At 58.5% G+C, this 19876-nt stretch carries 21 protein-coding genes; 11 read left to right on the plus strand and 10 right to left on the minus strand.

Annotated features, from left to right (window positions below; genetic code table 11):
- Positions 1 to 109: 109 nt before the first annotated feature.
- The 5 genes from galM to modE all read right to left on the minus strand — a co-directional run bounded on the left by galM (position 110) and on the right by modE (position 5992).
- Positions 110 to 1141, minus strand: coding sequence for a galactose-1-epimerase (gene galM / locus K6958_RS06985; protein ID WP_249893963.1), 1032 nt, complete (start codon positions 1139 to 1141; stop codon positions 110 to 112).
- Entirely contained in the window at positions 1135 to 2283 is a 1149-nt protein-coding gene (gene galK / locus K6958_RS06990) for a galactokinase (RefSeq protein ID WP_249893964.1), read from the minus strand. Before galK ends, galM begins: the two co-directional genes overlap by 7 nt.
- A complete protein-coding gene (gene galT / locus K6958_RS06995; protein ID WP_249893965.1) occupies positions 2280 to 3332 on the minus strand; it encodes a galactose-1-phosphate uridylyltransferase in 1053 nt (350 codons plus the stop codon). Before galT ends, galK begins: the two co-directional genes overlap by 4 nt.
- A gap of 331 nt (positions 3333 to 3663) precedes the next feature.
- Positions 3664 to 5133, minus strand: coding sequence for a molybdate ABC transporter ATP-binding protein ModF (modF, locus tag K6958_RS07000; RefSeq protein WP_249893966.1), 1470 nt, complete (start codon positions 5131 to 5133; stop codon positions 3664 to 3666).
- Positions 5134 to 5209: 76 nt separating this feature from the next.
- Positions 5210 to 5992: a molybdenum-dependent transcriptional regulator gene (modE, locus tag K6958_RS07005; protein ID WP_249893967.1), complete on the minus strand. Its 783-nt coding sequence runs from the start codon at positions 5990 to 5992 to the stop codon at positions 5210 to 5212.
- 164 nt (positions 5993 to 6156) lie between these two features.
- On the opposite strand from modE, the gene K6958_RS07010 reads away from it, so the two are divergent.
- From K6958_RS07010 to modC, 4 genes are all read left to right on the plus strand, one after another.
- Positions 6157 to 6312 (plus strand): AcrZ family multidrug efflux pump-associated protein, encoded by a 156-nt coding sequence (locus tag K6958_RS07010; RefSeq protein WP_085067555.1) that lies wholly within the window; start codon positions 6157 to 6159, stop codon positions 6310 to 6312.
- Positions 6313 to 6470: 158 nt separating this feature from the next.
- Positions 6471 to 7238, plus strand: coding sequence for a molybdate ABC transporter substrate-binding protein (gene modA, locus K6958_RS07015; RefSeq protein ID WP_249894612.1), 768 nt, complete (start codon positions 6471 to 6473; stop codon positions 7236 to 7238).
- Positions 7238 to 7927, plus strand: a complete 690-nt coding sequence (modB, locus tag K6958_RS07020; protein WP_249893968.1) for a molybdate ABC transporter permease subunit — start codon at positions 7238 to 7240, stop codon at positions 7925 to 7927. The genes modA and modB overlap by 1 nt, the downstream gene beginning before the upstream one ends.
- Complete coding sequence (gene modC / locus K6958_RS07025; RefSeq protein WP_249894613.1) at positions 7927 to 8988, plus strand: molybdenum ABC transporter ATP-binding protein ModC; 1062 nt, start codon at positions 7927 to 7929, stop codon at positions 8986 to 8988. The genes modB and modC overlap by 1 nt, the downstream gene beginning before the upstream one ends.
- Positions 8989 to 9092: 104 nt before the next feature.
- Here the strand turns inward: modC and K6958_RS07030 are convergent, their stop codons facing one another.
- On the minus strand, positions 9093 to 9911 hold the full coding sequence (locus K6958_RS07030; protein WP_249893969.1) for a pyridoxal phosphatase: 819 nt from the start codon (positions 9909 to 9911) through the stop codon (positions 9093 to 9095).
- Between the two features lie 158 nt (positions 9912 to 10069).
- Here K6958_RS07030 and pgl point away from each other — a divergent pair, with 158 nt between their 5' ends.
- The 3 genes from pgl to K6958_RS07045 all read left to right on the plus strand — a co-directional run bounded on the left by pgl (position 10070) and on the right by K6958_RS07045 (position 12545).
- Positions 10070 to 11065 (plus strand): 6-phosphogluconolactonase, encoded by a 996-nt coding sequence (gene pgl / locus K6958_RS07035; protein ID WP_249893970.1) that lies wholly within the window; start codon positions 10070 to 10072, stop codon positions 11063 to 11065.
- A 138-nt stretch (positions 11066 to 11203) separates the two neighbouring features.
- On the plus strand, positions 11204 to 11941 hold the full coding sequence (locus K6958_RS07040) for an acid phosphatase (protein ID WP_249893971.1): 738 nt from the start codon (positions 11204 to 11206) through the stop codon (positions 11939 to 11941).
- 130 nt (positions 11942 to 12071) lie between these two features.
- Positions 12072 to 12545, plus strand: coding sequence for a hypothetical protein (locus K6958_RS07045; RefSeq protein ID WP_249893972.1), 474 nt, complete (start codon positions 12072 to 12074; stop codon positions 12543 to 12545).
- Positions 12546 to 12605: 60 nt separating this feature from the next.
- Here the strand turns inward: K6958_RS07045 and K6958_RS07050 are convergent, their stop codons facing one another.
- The 4 genes from K6958_RS07050 to bioA all read right to left on the minus strand — a co-directional run bounded on the left by K6958_RS07050 (position 12606) and on the right by bioA (position 16195).
- Entirely contained in the window at positions 12606 to 13082 is a 477-nt protein-coding gene (locus tag K6958_RS07050) for a kinase inhibitor (protein ID WP_249893973.1), read from the minus strand.
- Positions 13083 to 13094: 12 nt separating this feature from the next.
- Positions 13095 to 13775: a type 1 glutamine amidotransferase domain-containing protein gene (locus K6958_RS07055; protein ID WP_249893974.1), complete on the minus strand. Its 681-nt coding sequence runs from the start codon at positions 13773 to 13775 to the stop codon at positions 13095 to 13097.
- Positions 13772 to 14827 (minus strand): NADPH-dependent curcumin/dihydrocurcumin reductase, encoded by a 1056-nt coding sequence (curA, locus tag K6958_RS07060; RefSeq protein ID WP_249893975.1) that lies wholly within the window; start codon positions 14825 to 14827, stop codon positions 13772 to 13774. The genes K6958_RS07055 and curA overlap by 4 nt, the downstream gene beginning before the upstream one ends.
- 75 nt (positions 14828 to 14902) lie before the next feature.
- The gene (bioA, locus tag K6958_RS07065; protein WP_249894614.1) at positions 14903 to 16195 is read right to left on the minus strand and encodes an adenosylmethionine--8-amino-7-oxononanoate transaminase; all 1293 of its coding nucleotides are present in this window, start codon (positions 16193 to 16195) and stop codon (positions 14903 to 14905) included.
- Between the two features lie 86 nt (positions 16196 to 16281).
- On the opposite strand from bioA, the gene bioB reads away from it, so the two are divergent.
- From bioB to bioD, 4 genes are read left to right on the plus strand one after another with little or no spacing between them, the layout of a single operon-like run.
- Positions 16282 to 17313, plus strand: coding sequence for a biotin synthase BioB (gene bioB / locus K6958_RS07070; RefSeq protein ID WP_249893976.1), 1032 nt, complete (start codon positions 16282 to 16284; stop codon positions 17311 to 17313).
- Complete coding sequence (gene bioF, locus K6958_RS07075; protein ID WP_249893977.1) at positions 17313 to 18467, plus strand: 8-amino-7-oxononanoate synthase; 1155 nt, start codon at positions 17313 to 17315, stop codon at positions 18465 to 18467. Before bioB ends, bioF begins: the two co-directional genes overlap by 1 nt.
- Positions 18448 to 19206 (plus strand): malonyl-ACP O-methyltransferase BioC, encoded by a 759-nt coding sequence (bioC, locus tag K6958_RS07080; protein WP_249893978.1) that lies wholly within the window; start codon positions 18448 to 18450, stop codon positions 19204 to 19206. The genes bioF and bioC overlap by 20 nt, the downstream gene beginning before the upstream one ends.
- Entirely contained in the window at positions 19199 to 19870 is a 672-nt protein-coding gene (gene bioD / locus K6958_RS07085) for a dethiobiotin synthase (RefSeq protein WP_249893979.1), read from the plus strand. Before bioC ends, bioD begins: the two co-directional genes overlap by 8 nt.
- Positions 19871 to 19876 lie beyond the last annotated feature (6 nt).

A 19876-nucleotide genomic window follows, 5' to 3' on the forward strand; every position in this document is an offset into this window, starting at 1 on the left:
TTATATTGCCGTCGCGCGCGGCACGGCAATCGATAGTGCCCTACCATAGCGGAATTCTACGCACGGCGTAAGTACTCAGCCTGCGCGATGCCTGTTTTTCAGCCTGATGTTATTCCGCCGTTAACGTGTAGCGGGTAACACTGTGATAAGTTTCGCCGGGTTGTAACCAACAGTCAGGCTGCGGCCATTCAGGATGGTTCGGCGAGTCGGGCAAAAACTCGCTTTCCAGCGCGATGCCCTGGAAAGCATTATAGCTGCCCTGGTCACGCGCGGGCGTTCCTTCCAGATAGTTGCCGCTGTAGAACTGCAGCGCCGGCGCGCTGGTATGCACCGTCAGCTTAAGCTTATTGTCTGCCGACCAGAGCTGCGCGGCGGGCCGATCCGCCTCGCGTTCGTTCAGCAGGAAGGCGTGATCGTAGCCCTGCACCAGGCGCTGATCTTCATCTTGCAAAAAATCGCGGCTAACAGATTTGGGCTGGCGAAAATCAAAGCCACTGTTTGCCACCGCCTGCAGCGGCGCGCGCGGAATGCCGTCGCTGTTAACCGGCAGATAGCGATCGGCGTTCAGCTGTAGCGTATGCTGGCGGGCGTCGCCGTGATGCGCGTCCAGATTGAAATAGGCGTGGTTGGTCAGGTTAACCGGGCAGGGGCGATCGACCTGCGCCTCCCAGTTAATCGACAAACAGTTATTCTCATCCAGGCGATATTCCACCTGTGCGATAAGGTTGCCCGGATAGCCCTGATCGCCATCAGGCGAGTCGATACGGTAAAGCACGCTGCTTTCGCTCTGGCTGACAATCTGCCAGCGGCGTTTATCAAAGCCTTCCGGCCCGCCGTGCAGCTGATGCGCACCCTGATTCGCCGCCAGAGCGATGCCGTCCTTATTCAGACGCGCGTTGGCGATGCGGTTGGCGTAGCGGCCAACGGTGGCACCGAGGTAAGCCGTCTGATTGAGGTAATCAGACGGCGTTGCACAGCCCAGCAGCGCTTCACGCACGCTGCCGTCTTTCATCGGCACGCGCGCCGAGAGCCAGGTCGCGCCCCAGTCCATAAAGGTAGCGACCATACCGTGGTTGTTGCGCAGCACGGTTATACGCCACGGCTGCCCGTCAGGCGCCAGCGAGGTAGCCTCGTTTAGCATTGTCCCGCTCCTTCCGATGCTTTACAGACGTAAAAGGTCTCTTTGATGCCGGTTTTGGCTTCATATTGACTGGCGACCGCGGCTTTAACCGGCTCCACCAGATCAAGCGGCATCAGCGCTACCACGCAGCCGCCGAAGCCGCCGCCGGTCATGCGCACGCCGCCGCGATCGCCAATCACTTCTTTTACGATCTCGACCAGCTGATCAACCGGCGGTACGGTGATTTCGAAATCATCGCGCATTGAGGCGTGTGATTCCGCCATCAGCTCGCCCATGCGTTTCAGGTCGCCTTTGCTCAGGGCGTCCGCGGCCTCCAGCGTGCGGGCATTTTCAGTTAAGACGTGGCGCACACGTTTCGCCACCTGCGGATCCAGCTCATGCTCTACCGCCCGGAACTGGTTGATATCCACATCGCGCAGCGCAGGCTGGCTGAAGAAGCGCGCGCCAGTTTCACACTGCTCGCGACGCGTATTGTATTCACTGCCGACCAGGTTACGGCGGAAGTTGGTGTTGATAATCACCACCGCGACATCCTCCGGCATCGGCACCGCACGCGTGCCTAACGTGCGGCAGTCGAGCAGCATGGCGTGATCCTTTTTACCCAGCGCAGAAATCAGCTGATCCATAATGCCGCAGTTGCAGCCGACAAACTGATTTTCCGCTTCCTGGCCGTTTACCGCGATCTCGGCGCCATCCAGCGGCAGATGATAAAGCTGCTGGAACAGGGTGCCGACCGCGACTTCCAGCGATGCGGAGGAGCTGAGCCCGGCGCCCTGCGGGACATTACCGCTGATCGCCAGATCCGCGCCGTTAAAGTCGCCGCTGCGCTGCTGTAAATGCTTCACCACGCCGCGCACATAGTTCGCCCACATTGGCTCTTTAACGCTCATAATCGGCTCATCCAGCGAGAAGCTATCCTGCTGGTTATCGTAGTCCACCGCGATCACCCGCACCTGGCGGTCGTCACGTTTGGCGCAGCTAATTACCGTCTGATAATCAATAGCGCAGGGCAGCACAAAGCCGTCGTTGTAATCGGTATGTTCGCCGATGAGGTTTACGCGGCCCGGCGCCTGAATAGTGTGGGTCGGCTGATAGCCAAACTGTTGCTGAAAAATCTGTTGGGTGGTCTCTTTTAAGCTCATTGTGCCTCTCCCGTCTGGCGGAAATGGATATCGCTGACAGAACGCAGACGTTCTGCCGCCTGTTCCGCGGTGAGATCGCGCTGGGTTTCTGCCAGCATTTCGTAACCCACCATAAATTTGCGTACCGTCGCCGAGCGCAGCAGCGGTGGATAAAAGTGCGCGTGCAGCTGCCAGTGGTCATTCTCTTCGCCGTTAAACGGCGCGCCGTGCCAGCCCATGGAGTAGGGGAAGGAGCACTGGAACAGATTATCGTAGCGGCTGGTCAGCTTTTTCAACGCCAGCGCCAGATCGGCGCGCTGCGCTGCGGTCAGATCCACCAGGCGTTTGATATGCGTTTTTGGTAGCAGCAGCGTTTCAAATGGCCATGCCGCCCACCAGGGCACTACCGCCAGCCAGTGTTCGGTTTCCACCACCGTGCGGCTGCCGTCATTCAGCTCACGCGCTACGTAATCCACCAGCATCGGCGAGCCGTGCTGTTGCCAGTAAGCGCGCTGATGTTGATCCTCGCGCTGCACTTCGTTCGGCAGAAAACTGTTGGCCCAAACCTGACCATGCGGATGCGGGTTGGAGCAGCCCATCGCCGCGCCTTTATTTTCAAATACCTGCACCCAGGGATAGTGCTGACCCAGTTCGGCGGTCTGCTGCTGCCAGGTGGAAACCACCTCTTCCAGCGCCGTCAGGCTCAGCTCCGGCAGTGTTTTGCTGTGATCGGGCGAAAAGCAGATCACCCGGCTGGTGCCGCGCGCGCTTTCGCAACGCATTAGCATATCGTCGCTCTGCGGCGCTTCGGGCGTATCCACCATCAGCGCGGCGAAATCGTTAGTGAACACATAGGTGCCCGGATAGTCGGGATTTTTATCGCCGGTTACGCGCGTATTACCCGGACAAAGGAAGCAGTCGGGATCGTGTTTTGGCAGTTGCTGCACGGCCGGCGCCTCTTGCGCGCCCTGCCATGGACGTTTCGCACGATGTGGGGAAACCAGCACCCACTGATCGGTCAGCGGGTTATAACGGCGATGAGGATGATCGACCGGATTAAATTTTTCCATGTTATGTCCTGATAGCTGACTAAAGCGAAGATCGCAGAATAAAAAATAGCACAGTGTAAAAGTGGAAAGCGTGATCCAGTCTGGATAAATGGAATCGTTTACACAAGATGAAAATTCTTATTTGCCAGTATTAATAGTACCTGCGGTAAAGGACATTTATTTAACAGCATGAAATAATGGTAGCGGTTACACGTAATGAGGCTCCAGTGTTTAGCGCATTAAACAGAAAACGATAAAAGTGACATGTTGCCAAAGCGGGGATAGCGACAGCGTGATAACGGGGCGGCCCGTAAGGCATGGAGGTCAGGCCCGGTTCGCCCGGGCCGTCACCTTAATTTAGCGCGGTAATATCATAGCGGTAGCCATTGTCCTGCGGGACAAAGCTCAAACGATGAGTAATACACTGCGGCGCATCTTCGGCATGATGCGAAACAAACAGCAGCTGTGTTTCGCCCTCTGCAATCAGCACATCGATAAAACGCCGCACCAGCTGACGATTGATCGGATCCAGGCCCTGCAGCGGCTCGTCCAGAATCAACAGCGTGGGATGTTTAACCAGCGCGCGCGCAATCAGCACCAGCCGCTGTTGTCCCCAGGAGAGACTGTGGAAAGGGGCGTCGCTCTGGGTCGCCATACCCAGCAGCGCCAGCCAGGCATCGGCCAGCTTGCGTTGCCGGTCGGAAGGCGCCTGATACAAACCGATAGAATCAAAATAGCCGGAAAGGATTACGTTGCGCACGCTAATGGTGACGCGATAATCCTGATGCAGGCTACTGCTGACATAACCAATATGCTGTTTAATATCCCAGATGGTCTCGCCGCTGCCGCGTCGCCGGCCAAACAGCGTTAAATCATTGCTGTAACCCTGCGGATGATCGCCGGTCACCAGACTTAACAAGGTTGATTTGCCCGCGCCGTTCGGCCCGATGATTTGCCAGTGCTCGCCGGGTTTAACCTCCCAGTTCAACCCATGTAAAACCGGCCGATCGTTATAGCTAACCACGCCGTTTTTCAACAAAATACGCGGCGCGTCGGGCGCCAGCCGCGGCTGTAGGGCCGGATTATCCGCCTCTGGCACCGCCATGCCCGCCAGCTGTTCGCTGCGCGCCAGCTGCGCCACCAGCGCTTCCGCCAGCACCGTTTCACGTGCGCCGACATGAGTCAGGTTACACTCGGCCAGCACGCCGGTGCGCTCGACAAACGCGGGAATGTCGTCAAAGCGATTTAGCACCAGCACCAGGGTGTAACCCTGCTGATGCAGATCTTCCAGCAGCGTCGCAAGGCTGGCGCGCGAGGCCACATCCAGCCCATCAAACGGCTCGTCCAGCACCAGCAGATCCGGCTGGGCCATTAGCGCCTGACAAAGTAAGGTTTTGCGCGTTTCGCCGGTAGAAAGGTATTTAAAGCGACGTTCAAGCAGATATTCAATGCCGAACAGCTGCGCCAGCTGGCGGCAGCGCGCTTCATTTTCCTCCTCATCCTGAATCATCTCCGCCGCCGTGCGGCCCGTATCCTCTTCGCCTTCGCTCAGCAGATCGGTGTTGTTACGCTGCCATTCTTCCTCAACCAGCTTTTGCAGTTTCTCCAGTGACAGGCGCGTCGGGCGGGCAAAGTCGCTGGCAAAGCTTCCCTCAAGCGGCGGCAGCTCGCCCGTTAAGGCGCGCGCCAGGGAAGATTTGCCGCTGCCGTTAGCGCCGACAAAAGCCCAGCTTTCTCCGCTGCGCAGCGTTAAATCATTAAGCGTCAATACTCGGGTATCGCTAAGACGAAACGTGCCTTGCGAGATTTGCAACGTAGCCATTTTCCATTCCGTTTTTTGCAGCGTGAAAGGATTTTTTAATGGCTGACGGAAAGCTTGTCAAACCACCGCCATCGATTCAGAGCAGCGTCGCGATAATCACCCGATCGGCATTGAAATGTGCTATTACCGCTGCGCCTTGCTGTAGATCTTGCTGCGCGACCTGCGCATTGCTGAGCGTGGCGCACAGCGTTTCGCCGCTGGCGAGGCGCATCAGCACTTCGCTCTGCTGTTCGCCGCGCTCAATCGCGCTGATAACGCAGGGCAGCTGGTTATCCGCCGCGGAAGGCGTGCGGTCGATCTCGATCCATGGCGCCTTGATTAACAGCAGCACCTCTTTGCCGCTGCTAAGCTGCAGGCGATCGGCGCTCTGGCGGGTCAGGGCGGCTTTCAGATGCGTCTGACCATCGGCCAACCGCACTTCGATATGCTGCTGCACCTGTTCGGCATCACGATTCACCACGGTGCCGAACAGCTGATTGCGCGCGCTGGTTTGCAATGAGAAACGGGCAATGGCCGCCAGCAGACTATCCAGCGGCAGCTGGTCATCCTGTAACACATCGAAAGCTTTTTGCTGGATCTGCTCCAGCAGGCGGAACAGCTCGATTAAGCGCTCGCCGTAGCGCGTAAGCTGCGCGCCGCCGCCGCCTTTACCGCCGGTGGCGCGCTCGACCAGCGTACGCTCCGCCAGCTGATTCATTTCGTTGATCGCATCCCAGGCGCTTTTGTAACTGATGCCCGCCAGTTTGGCGCCCTGGCTAATAGAGCCGGTGTGTTTAATCTGTTGCAATAACGCAATTCGGCGCGGATCGGCGAACAGCTTTTGCTGTAATCGAATAATCAGAGAAATATCAGCCTGCATGCTAAACCCCAAAAAGTGGTAATGAACGGATTGTAAAAGAGCCGGCGGGGGGTGTCACGGCGTTAAGCGGCACAGCTTAAGGAAAGGTAAAGCGCACAAAATAGCAGTGCGTTTTCCGTCACGCTGGTTAAAATGGGTTTTTTACCCGAATAAACGAGGCAACTATGCTGGAGTTATTAAAAAGCCTTGCTGTCGCCGTAATCATGGTGCCGATCGTGATGGCGATTATTCTCGGCCTGATTTATGGCCTGGGCGAAGTGTTCAACGTCATTTCAAAGTTCGGTCATCGTAATGACCAGCCGGCAAAGCATCGCCAGTAAGCTCACCACGTTATCCCTTCTTTTAACCGGGCCGACATAATGTCGGCCCGGTTGTTTATCGTTTCGCCGTCCGCCGTTTGATCAAACGTATGACATTGCTTCCCGTCTCGTTATAGTATGCGCTACATAACGTAATCTGGAGAAATGCTATGTCTGCTATGAAATGGAGCCGCTGGTTGGGCGCTGCCGCCATCAGCCTGAGCGTATCAGCGCACGCCGCTGAGGCGGAAAAGGTCACCGTGTTTGCCGCCGCGTCGTTGACCAATGCGCTGCAGGATATTGTCAGCCAGTATGAAAAAAACAAGCATGAGATTAAAATCGTCACCTCCTACGCTTCCTCTTCGACGCTGGCGCGCCAGATAGAGCAGGGAGCGCCGGCCGATCTGTTTATTTCCGCCGATCAGCAGTGGATGGATTATGCGGCACAGAAAAACAGCATCGACGACGATTCGCGCTATACGCTACTGGGCAATGACCTGGTGCTGATCGCGCCCGCCGACGTGCAGGCGAAAGCGGTTACCATTGATAAAAACACCGACTGGAAAAGCCTGTTAAAAGGGCAGCGTATCGCGACCGGCGATCCGGACCATGTTCCGGCCGGTATTTATGCGAAAGAGGCCTTACAAAACTTAGGCGCCTGGGATACGCTGTCGCCGGTGATGGCGCGCGCGAATAATGTACGCGCCGCGCTGGCGCTGGTGGAGCGTAACGAAACGCCTTACGGAATTGTTTACGGCTCTGATGCGGTGGCCAGCCATAAGGTGACGGTGGTCGGACATTTCCCGGAAAACAGCCATAAGCCGGTAGAATATCCGATGGCTATCGTAAAAGATCATCGCCATGCGGCCGTCAGCGCTTTTTATGATTACCTTAAAGGGCCTGAGGCGGCGACGGTATTTAAAAAATATGGATTTACCCCACGCTAATGATATTGAGTGATGTTGAATGGCAGGCTGTTGAGCTTAGCCTGAAAGTTTCTGCTATTGCGGTATTGTTCAGTCTGCCTGTTGGCATCTTTCTCGCCTGGGTGCTGGCGCGCTGTGAGTTTCGCGGCAAGGCGCTGCTGGATAGCCTAATCCATCTGCCGCTGGTGCTGCCGCCGGTGGTGGTGGGCTATCTGCTGCTGCTGTCGCTGGGGCGGCGCGGCTGGCTGGGCACCTGGCTTTATGACTGGTTCGGCATCAGCTTCGCTTTTAGCTGGCGCGGCGCGGCACTAGCCGCCGCCGTGGTGGCGCTGCCGCTGATGGTGCGCGCCATTCGCCTGGCGCTGGAGGCGGTCGATCCTAAACTGGAACAGGCGGCGCGTACGCTGGGTGCCGGACGCTGGCGCGTTTTCTTTACCATTACGCTTCCGCTGACTCTGCCGGGCCTGATCGCCGGCACCGTGCTGGCCTTTGCCCGTTCGCTTGGCGAGTTTGGCGCGACGATCACCTTTGTATCCAATATTCCGGGCGAAACCCGCACCATTCCGTTGGCGATGTTTACCCTGCTGGAAACGCCGGGCGCCGAAGCGAATGCCGCCAGGCTCTGCCTGATTGCTATCGCGCTGGCGTTGCTTTCATTACTGCTGTCGGAATGGCTGGCTCGCTGGGGCCGGAGGCGTTTGGGGGGCTGATGCTGGAACTTAACTTCACCTTGCAGCAGGGCGACAGCACGCTGCAGATCGATACGCAGCTGCCTGCTAACGGCATTACCGCTATCTTCGGCGTCTCAGGCGCCGGGAAAACCTCGTTAATCAACGCCATTGCCGGGCTGGCGGCGCCGCAACAGGGCTATATCCGCCTGAACGGACGCACGCTGAGCGATGTGGAGCAGGCGGTCTGGCTGCCGCCGGAGAAACGGCGCGTCGGCTACGTATTCCAGGAAGCGCGCCTGTTTCCGCACTATCGGGTGCGCGGCAATCTGCGCTACGGCATGGCGAAAAGCCGCCAGCCGCAGTTTGATGCGCTGGTTAATTTATTGGGTATCGGCGAGCTGCTGGATCGTTTTCCCTGGTCGCTCTCCGGCGGCGAGAAGCAGCGGGTGGCGATTGGTCGCGCGTTGTTGACCGCGCCTGATATTCTGCTGATGGATGAGCCGCTGGCGGCGCTGGATCTGCTACGCAAGCGCGAGCTGCTGCCCTATTTGCACAAGCTGGCAAAGCAGGTAGATATCCCACTGCTCTATGTGTCGCACAGCCTCGATGAAATTCTACAGCTGGCCGATCGGGTGCTGGTGCTTGATAACGGGCAGGTTAAGGCGACCGGCACGCTGGAAGAGGTGTGGAACGGCAGCGCGCTGCGTCCATGGCTGCCGCGTAGCGAACAGAGCAGCGTGCTGCGCGTACAGGTGCTGGAGCAGCATCCCGATTATGCGATGACCGCGCTGTCGCTTGGCGATCAGCATATCTGGGTCAGCCGGGTCGAGGCGCCGATTAAAACGCCGTTGCGTATTCGCATTCAGTCGTCGGACGTGTCGCTAACGCTGCAGCCGCCGCTTAACAGCACCATCCGCAATATCTTGCCCGCGCAGGTCAGCGAGCTGATTGAGGTCTCGAATCAGCAGATAGAAGTGAAGCTGCGCATCGGCTCCAGCGAACTGTGGGCGCGCATTACGCCGTGGGCGCGCGATGAACTGGCGATCAAGCCGGGCATGTGGCTCTACGCCCAGATCAAAAGCGTCTCTATCACGCCCTGAAACCTGCGGAGCCGAAGACGGCTCCGTTGTTTTTCGCCGGCCAGATTACGCGGCCAGGCAGCAGGCGCGTAATCTGGCCGGTCGCGATCAAAGGTCGGGGGCCGTTACAGCACTTCGCGACGAATGGTTTCCGCAATTCCCGGCTCCAGATTCGTGCCGATAACTCGTCCGGCGCGCGCCTTGATCGCCTCATCGGCGTTACCCATCGCCACGCCCAGCCCAACCGTTTCCAGCATGCTGAGATCGTTATAGTTATCGCCAAACGCCAGCACATCTTTCATCTCCAGCCCCTGTGATGCCACCCACTGCGCCAGACGCTTGCCTTTGCTGTTACCCGCCTGGGCAATATCCACCTGATCGTGCCACGACCATTCGCACGCCAGCCCCAGCTCCTGCTCTACGATGTCGGCAAACTGCTGCAGCGCGCGCGTATCGGGATGGGAGAGGGCGAACTTCCAGATCGCCTGCGCGTCCTGCGCGGCGGCGGCCAGATCCGGCACCTGCAAAAAGAGCGGGCGCTGATGCGGCGGCAGCGACTCGGCCCACAGCAGGGTGCGCTCGACATGGCCGGTAGGGGTTTGATAGAGCATGGCGTCATCAACGTACAGCAGACCGTGAATTGCCTGCTGTTCGAGCATCCCGATCACCTTCAGCGCCTGCAGCGATGCCAGCGGATCGGCAGCTAATACCTTTTTCGCTGCATAATCATACAAATAGGTGCCATTACAGCAGATTGCAGGTGTATCTAACGCCAGCGCCTGATAAAAAGGATGGATAGCGCAGTGATGGCGTCCGGTGACAATCAGGACTTTCACCCCGGCCCGTTGGGCTTCGGCAAGGGCGGCCAGTGATTCAGGAAGAATGGTTTTACGCGGCGTCAGCAGCGTACCGTCAAGGTCGAGGGCAATCACGCGATAGCTCATAGTTAATTCCGCCAGTCATTATTAGCAAAGCAGCGATGTTACACCCTGTGGCGCTGGTCACCAAACCACAGCGGCATAATCAATCCGTCGGGCTGGCGTAAAACGCGCTACCCTTTGCCACAGGCCGACAATTACAGGTAATCAGACAAGGAGAATTCATGAAGCAAGTTGTTTATACCGCCAGCCCGGAAAGCCAACAGATTCACGTCTGGCGTATGAATGAGGAGGGCGCGCTGACGCTGTTGCAAGTGGTGGACGTCGCCGGTCAGGTGCAGCCGATGGTGGTAAACCCCACGCAGCCTTTTTTATACGTTGGCGTACGTCCGCAGTTCCGCACCATCGCTTATCGTATCGCTGAAGACGGTACGCTGAGCGAAGCGGGGCAGGCGCCGCTGCCGGGCAGCCCGACGCACATTTCCACCGATCGTCAGGGTCGATTCCTGTTCTGCGGATCCTATAACGATGCCTGCGTCAGCATTAGTCCGATTGGTGCCGACGGCGTGCCGCTGGAGCCGAGCCAGGTAATTAATGGGCTGGAAGGCTGCCATTCGGCGAATATCGGCAGCGACAACCAAACGCTGTTTGTGCCGGCGCTGAAGCAGGATCGCATCTGCCTGTTTGATGTGCATGCCACCGGAAAACTGACGCCGCATCAACAGCCGCAGGTGACTACCGTCGAGGGCGCCGGTCCGCGTCATATGGTGTTTCATCCGAATCAGCAGTATGCCTACTGTGTAAACGAGCTGAACAGCACCGTGGATGTCTGGCAGCTGCGCAACGCCCATGGCGAAATGGAGCGCGTCCAGAGCCTGGATATGCAGCCCGCTGACTTTACCGGCACCCGCTGGGCAGCGGATATTCACCTGACGCCGGATGGCCGTCATCTTTACGCCTGCGATCGCACCTCCAGCACCCTGACCATTTTCAGCGTCAGCGAAGATGGCGGACTGCTGACGCTGGAAGGGCATCAGGCGACGGAAACCCAGCCGCGCGGTTTTAACATCGATCGCAGCGGGCAATATCTGGTGGCGGCAGGGCAGAAATCACACCATATCGAGGTTTATCGCATCGGCGGCGAGCAGGGGCTGCTGACACCGCTGGCGCGCTATGCGGTAGGGCAAGGCCCGATGTGGGTAGTGATCCACGCGCTGTAAACCATGAGCCGCATCGCAGTTCCGGCTGCGCTGCGGTCATTTATTTCCCTTCAGATCAAACTATTGCGCTTTCAGCGTTGTTTTTCTTCTCCCGGCGCGTTGTGTTAGCAAGGGGAATCAAACAACAAGGAAGCCACTATGCCCCTTTTACGTTATACCTGTTCACCGCTGCTGCTAAGTTTGCTGTTTTCTGTCGGCGTCAGCGCCGAAACCGTTCCACACTATCTTACCGCCCGGGAGGCCCCGGACAGTCTGACTATTCTGCCGCCGCCGCCGGCTTTCGACAGCGTGGATTTCCTGCGCGATAAAGCGCTGTATGACTGGGGCGTGGCGCAGCGCAGAACGCCTCGCGGCAAGCTGGCCTGGCAGGATGCCGATGTTAAGGCGGAAAACATCCCGCTGCTGTTTACCCAGGCCTTTGGTTATCCGTTAAGTAAAGAGCAGGCGCCTGAGATTTATCGCCTGATGATTACCATGAAAGAGGATGCCGGAACTTGGGCCACCGCCAGCGCGAAAAAACATTATCAGCGTATCCGGCCTTTCTCTTTTTATGGGGTACCGACCTGCCGTCAGGAGGATGAAAAAACGCTGGCGGGCGAGGGTTCTTATCCGTCAGGCCATACCACCATCGGCTGGGCCTTAGCGCTAGTGCTGGCGGAGATCAACCCAGCGCGTCAGCAGGAAATTTTGCGGCGTGGGCTGGAAATTGGCGAAAGCCGGGTTATTTGCGGCTATCACTGGCAAAGCGATATCGATGCGGCGCGGATTATGGCAGCGGCGGTCGTGGCAAGGTTACATAGCAATGGGCCATTCAGTCAGCAGATGGTAAAAGCAAAACAGGAATTTAAACGGCTGACAGCGGGCGAAGCGCAATAGCGCTCTGTCAAACTTGCAAAGGAACCTTACGACTCACGTAATCTTTTTACCGGGAGTGGGTTTGCTCAATCGCGGGCGGGGACATCTCAAAAGGAATGGGGACACTGGTATTCGCGTCCTCCTTATGGAGATGATCCGCGAGACCAGTATTGGATACAGCAACGAATTGATTATGCAAACCAGCACGGTTTTTAAATGGATACATCGGAGTATTACACTGCTTTTGTTGCTGGCGGTAATTATTGGCGGCCTTTTATGGCGTTCCGAGGCTGGGCCCTATGACGACAGCCTCTACAGCAAGAAAGAATTATCAGATGGCGTCTGGCTTTATATCACTCAATACAATAATGCAGGTGCGACGGATAGTGAGGTATATCGATATTACCTGAACAAAAAATTAGCGGACCCGTTACCTGTTCTGCAGAAGTCTGCGCCATTCCTGACAACCAATACGAAAGAGGTAACAGTCACCGCTATCGGCCAGCATATTATGGTTAGGTTAACAGGAAAGATTTATTCCTTTTCAAACTCAGCATTTTTTTATGACGGTTCAGCGGCGGTGATACCGCGTATTGATCTGAATGCCCAGGCAGCACGCAATTAGCAAAGCCCGCAGCAGGGCGGGCCTCAGCGGGCGGGGCGCAGTCGCGCCCCGCAGGCAGCGTTAGCTGTACATCACGGTGATCGATGCGCTGGCGAGGCGATGGAAATGGACGTTAAAGCCCACCATCGCGCCGCTGGCGTTTTCATCAACCTCAATTTTATCCACGTCCAGCGCGTGAACAGTAAAGATATAGCGGTGGCTTTCGCCCGGCGGCGGCGCCGCGCCGCCGTAGCCCGCTTCGCCAAAATCGGTACGCGTCTGGATCGCTTCTTCGGGCAGCGACGCCTGGCCGGAACCTGCGCCCTGCGGCAGCACCGTCACGTTGGCTGGGATATTCGCCACCACCCAATGCCACCAGCCGGAACCGGTCGGCGCATCAGGATCGTAGCAGGTCACCACAAAGCTTTTCGTGCCTTCCGGCACTTCATCCCAGGCCAGATGCGGGGAAATATTATCGCCCTGATACCCCATGCCGTTAAACACATGGCGCTCCGGCATCTTTTCGCCGTCGTTAAAATTGTGGCTGTAAACTCTCATCGCCTCTCCATTTTATTGATGCAACAGTTTTAGTAATTCTTCTGCGGTGGCGGCCGAAGAGGCGGGGTTTTGTCCGGTGATCAGATGACCATCGGTGACTGTCCAGACGCCCCAGTCGTCGGTGCGTTCAAACAGTCCGCCCTGTTTCTTCAGCTCATCCTCTACCAGGAAAGGCACAATATGCGTCAGCCCGACCGCCTGTTCTTCGCTATTGGTGAAGCCGGTAACGCGCTTACCGGCCACCAGCGGCGTACCGTCCGGTTTCTTCACATGGCGCAGCACGCCAGGCGCGTGGCAAACGGTCGCCACCGGCTTACCGTTGGCAAACAGGTTTTCAATCAGCGCGATACTGTGCTTATCCTCGGCCAGATCCCATAGCGGACCATGGCCGCCGGGATAAAATACCGCGTCGAACTTACTGCTATCAATAGTTTCAAGGCGTTGCGTATTCGCCAGCGCCTGCTGAGCGGCAATATCCTGGCGAAAACGTTCGGTATCGTGCGTTTGCGCATCAGGCTCATCGCTTTTCGGATCGAGCGGCGGCTGCCCGCCCTGCGGTGAGGCCAGCACCACGCTGATGCCGGCATCCTTGAAGATATAATAAGGCGCGACAAATTCTTCCAGCCAGAAGCCGGTCTTTTTGCCGGTGTCACCCAGCCGATCGTGGGATGTGATAACCATTAAAATTTTCATGACTGCTCTCCCGGTTGATCTGCTGCTACCCGGATCACCAGCTTGCCGAAGTTTTTACCTTCCAGCATACCGATAAAGGCGTCCGGCGCGTTTTCCAGCTCATCAACGATATGTTCGCGGAATACCAGGCGATCCTCCGCCACCCACTGACTCATCTGGCGGAAAAATTCTTCAAAGCGATCGCCGTAATCCTGATTAATGATAAAGCCCTGCACACGCAGACGTTTACGTAGAATCGCGCCCTGGAACAGCGGTAAATGGTCCTGCCCCTGCGGCAGATCGGTGCTGTTATAGTCGGCAATCAGGCCGCACAGCGGAATGCGTCCTTTGCTGTTCATCAGCGGCAGCACCGCGTTGAACACTTTGCCGCCGACATTTTCAAAATAGACGTCGATGCCGTCAGGACAGTGCTGCTTCAGCTGCTGCGCCAGGTCGTCGCGGCGGTGATCGACGCAGTGGTCGAAGCCCAGTTTTTCCATAGCGTAACGGCATTTTTCTTCGCCGCCGGCGATGCCGACCACGCGACAGCCTTTCAGCTTCGCGATTTGCCCCACTACCGAACCTACGGCGCCGGTAGCGGCGGCTACCACGACGGTTTCGCCCGGCTGCGGGTTACCAATATCCAGCAGCCCCATATAGGCGGTAAAGCCGGTCATGCCCAGCAGGCTTAACGCCCATGAAGGATGCTTTAATACCGGCCCCTGCAATTTAAACAGCCCGCGGCCGTCCGACAGCGCGTAATCCTGCCAGCCGCTCTGGCTGACTACCCAGTCGCCCGGCTGATAGTCGGGATGTTGTGATTGCTCAACAATTGCCACCGTGCCGCCGCCTAATACATCGTTCACCGCAAAAGGCTCAACGTAGGAAGGCGCATCGCTCATGCGACCGCGCATATAGGGGTCGAGTGAGAGATAAACCGTCCGCAGAAGCATTTCTCCCTCGCCGGGCGTCGGCACCGGCTGCGTATCAAGGCGGAAGTTGGCAGGGGCCGGCGCGCCGTGCGGGCGCGAAACCAAAATTAGGCGACGATTTTGCTCTTTTTGCTGTGACATTATTTACTCCTTGGCTAATGAGGATGTTAAAAGCGTAGTTGATCCCACGGCCTCGCGCCCGGTGGCGCGACGGCATTAGCCCGGCAGAAACAGCTGGTTTTCATCCAGCGCCGCCGCGATCGCCGCGGTTAGCTGGCTGAGCTGTGACGACGTAATCACATAAGGCGGCATCAAATAAATCAGCTTGCCGAAAGGACGGATCCAGACGCCCTGTTCCACAAAGAAGCGTTGAATCGCCGCCATATTAACTGGCTGACGGCTTTCGATCACGCCGATAGCGCCCAGCACGCGCGCATCCGCCACCTGCGGATGGTCCGCCAGCGGCAGCAGCGCGGTACGCAGCTGTTGTTCAATGGCCGTGACCTGCGCCCGCCAGTTTCCTTCCTGCAGCAGCGCCAGGCTGGCGTCGGCTACGGCGCAGGCCAGCGGATTGCCCATAAACGTCGGGCCGTGCATAAAGCAGCCCGCCGCGCCGTTGCTGATGGTATTCGCCACCTCGCGCGTGGTCAGCGTCGCGGAAAGCGTCATGGTGCCGCCGGTCAGGGCTTTTCCCAGGCAGAGAATATCGGGAGCGATACCGGCATGATCACAGGCGAACAGCTGACCGGTGCGGCCAAAGCCGGTGGCGATCTCATCGGCAATCAGCAGTACCTGATGACGATTGCACAGTTCACGTACCTGCTGCAGGTAGCGCGGATGATAAAAACGCATCCCGCCGGCGCCCTGCACGATAGGTTCGAGGATCACCGCGGCGATGCTGTCGCCATGAGCGGCGATCTGGGCGGCAAATTCCGCGATATCCCGCTCATCCCAGGGGGCATCAAAGCGGCACTGCGGCGCTGGCGCGAACAGGTGCGTCGGCAGATAGCCTTGCCACAGGCTGTGCATGGAGTTATCGGGATCGCATACCGACATGGCGGAGAAGGTATCGCCATGGTAGCCGCGGCGCAGCGTCAGGAAACGTTGGCGTTTCTCGCCGCGCGCCTGCCAGTACTGCAGCGCCATTTTCATCGCCACTTCTACCGCCACCGAGCCGGAGTCCGCCAAAAACACGCACTCCAGCGGCGCTGGCGTCATAGCGACCAGGCGACGACAGAGCGCTACGGCGGAAGGGTGGGTAATGCCGCCGAACATCACGTGCGACATCTGCGCCATCTGCTGTTGTAGCGCCTGATTGAGGCGTGGGTGGTTATAGCCGTGTATCGCCGCCCACCATGAGGACATGCCATCCACCAGATGACGGCCATCGGCCAGCTGTAAATGAACACCCTGCGCGGCAACCACCGGATAACAGGGCAGCGGTTCGCTCATGGAGGTATAGGGATGCCAGATATGGTCGCGGTCAAAGGCAAGATCGTCAGATGTCATGATCACTTGTAAACCAAAATAAAAAGATTTAGTTTACAAGTCTACATCAGATACCATGATAAAAACGACCCTTTCTGGAGTAAGCAATGTCAATGCGCTGGACGCTCGCACAGGCTCAGGCCCTGTTTAATAAGCCTTTTCTTGAACTCATGTTTGAAGCGCAGCAGGTACACCGCCAGCATTTCGATCCGCGTCAGGTACAGGTGAGTACGCTGTTATCGATCAAAACCGGCGCCTGTCCGGAAGACTGTAAATATTGCCCGCAGAGCGCCCGTTATAAAACCGGGCTGGAAGCGGAGCGCCTGATGGAAGTGGAAGAGGTACTGGCCTCGGCGCGTAAGGCGAAGGCGGCGGGATCGTCTCGTTTCTGCATGGGCGCGGCCTGGAAAAACCCTCACGATCGCGATATGCCCTACCTGGAAAAAATGGTGCAGGGGGTGAAGGCGATGGGGCTTGAAACCTGCATGACGCTGGGCACGCTGAACGATGAACAGGCGCAGCGGCTGGGAGCGGCCGGGCTCGATTTTTACAACCATAACCTTGATACCTCGCCGGAATTTTACGGCAATATCATCACTACCCGTACCTATCAGGAGCGTCTGGATACGCTGGAAAAAGTGCGTGAGGCGGGCATCAAGGTCTGCTCCGGCGGTATCGTTGGCTTAGGCGAAGAGGTAAAAGATCGCGCCGCGCTGCTGGTTCAGCTGGCGAACCTGCCGACGCCGCCGGAAAGCGTGCCGATCAACATGCTGGTTAAGGTCAAAGGCACACCGCTGGCGGATAACGAAGATGTCGATCCGTTTGATTTTATCCGCACCATCGCCGTTGCGCGCATTATGATGCCGCGTTCGCACGTACGCCTCTCCGCAGGCCGCGAGCAGATGAATGAGCAGACCCAGGCGATGTGTTTTATGGCCGGCGCCAACTCTATCTTCTACGGCTGCAAGCTGCTTACCACGCCGAACCCGGAAGAGGATAAAGATTTGCTGCTGTTCCGCAAGCTGGGCCTTAATCCTGAACATACCCATACCGATGCTGGCGATAACGAGCAGCAGCAGGCGCTGGCGCAGCAGCTGGTTAATGTCGATACCCCGCAGTATTACAACGCGGCCCAGTAATGAGCTGGCAACATCGAATCGCGACGGCGCTGGCCGAGCGCCAGCAGCAACAGCGTTTACGCCAGCGCAGCCTGCTGGAAAAGAGCCACGCAGGCTGGCTGCTGCATAACGGCATGCGCTACTGTAATTTCTCCAGCAATGATTACCTTGGGTTGAGCGACGATGCGCGCCTGATACAGGCCTGGCAGCAGGGTGCCGAACGCTACGGCGTCGGCGCCGGGGCGTCCGGTCACGTGACCGGCTACGCCTTGCCGCATGCCGCGCTGGAAGCGGAGTTGGCGGACTGGCTGGGCTATCCCTGCGCGCTGCTGTTTAATTCCGGCTACGCCGCTAATCAGGCGGTGATTGGCGCGCTGGCAGGCACGGGCGACCGCATCCTGGCGGATAAACTCTCGCACGCCTCGCTGCTGGAGGCGGCCAGTCTCAGTCCGGCCACGCTGCGTCGTTTTGCCCATAATCAGCCGCAGAGTTTGCAACGCCTGTTAGCCGCGCAGCACGCTGGCGAAACCCTGGTCATCACCGAAGGCGTGTTCAGTATGGATGGCGACAGCGCGCCGCTGCCTGCGCTGCATCAGTTGACGCAGCAGGCGGGCGGCTGGCTGCTGGTGGATGATGCACACGGCATCGGCGTGCAGGGCGACCAGGGGCGCGGCAGCTGCTGGCAGCAGGGCGTGCGGCCGGAACTGCTGATCGTCACCTTTGGCAAAGCGTTTGGCATCAGCGGCGCGGCGCTGCTGTGCGACAGCGATACCGCCAATTATCTGCTGCAGTTCGCCCGTCATCTGATCTACAGCACGGCGATGCCGCCGGCGCAGGCAGAAGCGCTGCGCGCCGCCCTGCGTGCGGTACAGCAGGGCGACGAACTGCGTGAACGGCTGGCCGCCAACGTTGCCCGCTTCCGCCGCGGTGCGGCGCAGCTTCCCTGCACACTGTTGCCATCCTCCACCGCCATCCAGCCGCTGCTGGTGGGCGACGACAGCCAGGCGCTAATGCTCGCCAGCCGTCTGCGTCAGCGCGGCTGCTGGGTGACGGCGATTCGTCCGCCCACGGTGCCGCCGGGCACCGCGCGGCTGCGCATTACCTTAACCGCACGCCACACGGCGGAAGAGATCGATCGGCTGCTGGAGGCGCTGTATGACACACAAAGTGAATAAGCAGGCGGTGGCGCAGGCGTTTGGCCGTGCGGCAGGCGGTTATGACCGCTTTGCCGAGCTGCAACGCTATAGCGGCGAGCAGTTAATGGCGCAGCAGCCGTCCCTGCCCAGCGCCACCGTGCTGGATGCCGGCTGCGGCACCGGCTGGTTCAGCCGACGCTTTCGCGAGCAGGGGCATCAGGTGATTGCCCTCGATCTTTCGCCGGGGATGCTGGCGCAGGCACGGCGCGATGAGACGGCGCATCACTATCTACTGGGCGATATTGAAGCGCTGCCGCTGCGCGCCCACAGCGTGGATGTCAGCTGGAGCAACCTGGCGATGCAATGGTGCGATGACCTGGCGCAGGGGCTGCGTGAGCTGTGTCGGGTGACGCGTCCCGGCGGCCGGATACTGTTTTCTACTCTTGCCGACCAGTCGCTGCATGAGGTGCGCAGCGCGTGGCAGGCGCTGGATGATTACCAGCACGTGAATACCTTTCTTTCCGAGGCGGCGATCCGGCAGGCTGGCGACGGCCTGGCGCTGCAGCTGATCAGCGAAACGGTAGAGCAGCGCTTTCCCGACGTGCGTAGCGCGCTGCAATCGCTAAAAGGCATCGGCGCTACCCATATTCATCACGGGCGCGCCAGCGGGCTACTGACGCGTCAGCGCCTGCAACAGCTGGCGCAGCACTGGCCGCAGGACGAACGCGGTTATCGCCTCTCTTATCAACTGGTTATTGGAGTAATTGATTGTGAGTAACTGCTGGTTCCTGACCGGGACCGATACTGAAGTGGGCAAAACCGTTGCCAGCAGCGCGCTGTTGCAGGCGGCTAACCGCGCGGGCTTGCGCACCGCAGGTTATAAGCCGGTAGCCTCCGGCAGTGAAATGACCTCTGAAGGCATTCGCAACGGCGATGCGCTGGCGCTGCAGCGTAACAGCAGCGTGCCGTTGAGCTATGAGGAAGTGAACCCGCTGGTATTTATCGAGCCAACCTCGCCGCACATCGTCAGCGCCGATACCGGTCAGCCAATTGAATTCGCCCGGCTTTCTGCTGGCCTGCAGGCGCTGCGGGAAAAGGCGGAGTGGGTGCTGGTCGAGGGCGCGGGCGGCTGGTATACGCCGTTGTCAGAGCAGCAAACCTATGCCGACTGGGTACGTCAGGAGCAGCTGCCGGTGATTCTGGTGGTGGGCATTAAACTGGGTTGTATTAACCACGCGTTACTCAGCGCAGAGGCGATCCGCAACGCCGGACTGCCGCTGGCGGGCTGGATCGCTAACGATATTCAGCCGCCGGGCAGACGCCATCAGGAATATATGGCTACCCTGCAACAACGCCTGCCGGCGCCGCTGCTGGGCGAAATTCCGTTCCTCGAACAGATTGAGGGCGTGGCGCTGGGCGACTATCTGCGCCTGCCCGGCTGACGGGCA

It is taken from the genome of Mixta hanseatica (assembly GCF_023517775.1).
Classification (GTDB): Bacteria; Pseudomonadota; Gammaproteobacteria; order Enterobacterales; family Enterobacteriaceae; genus Mixta; species Mixta hanseatica.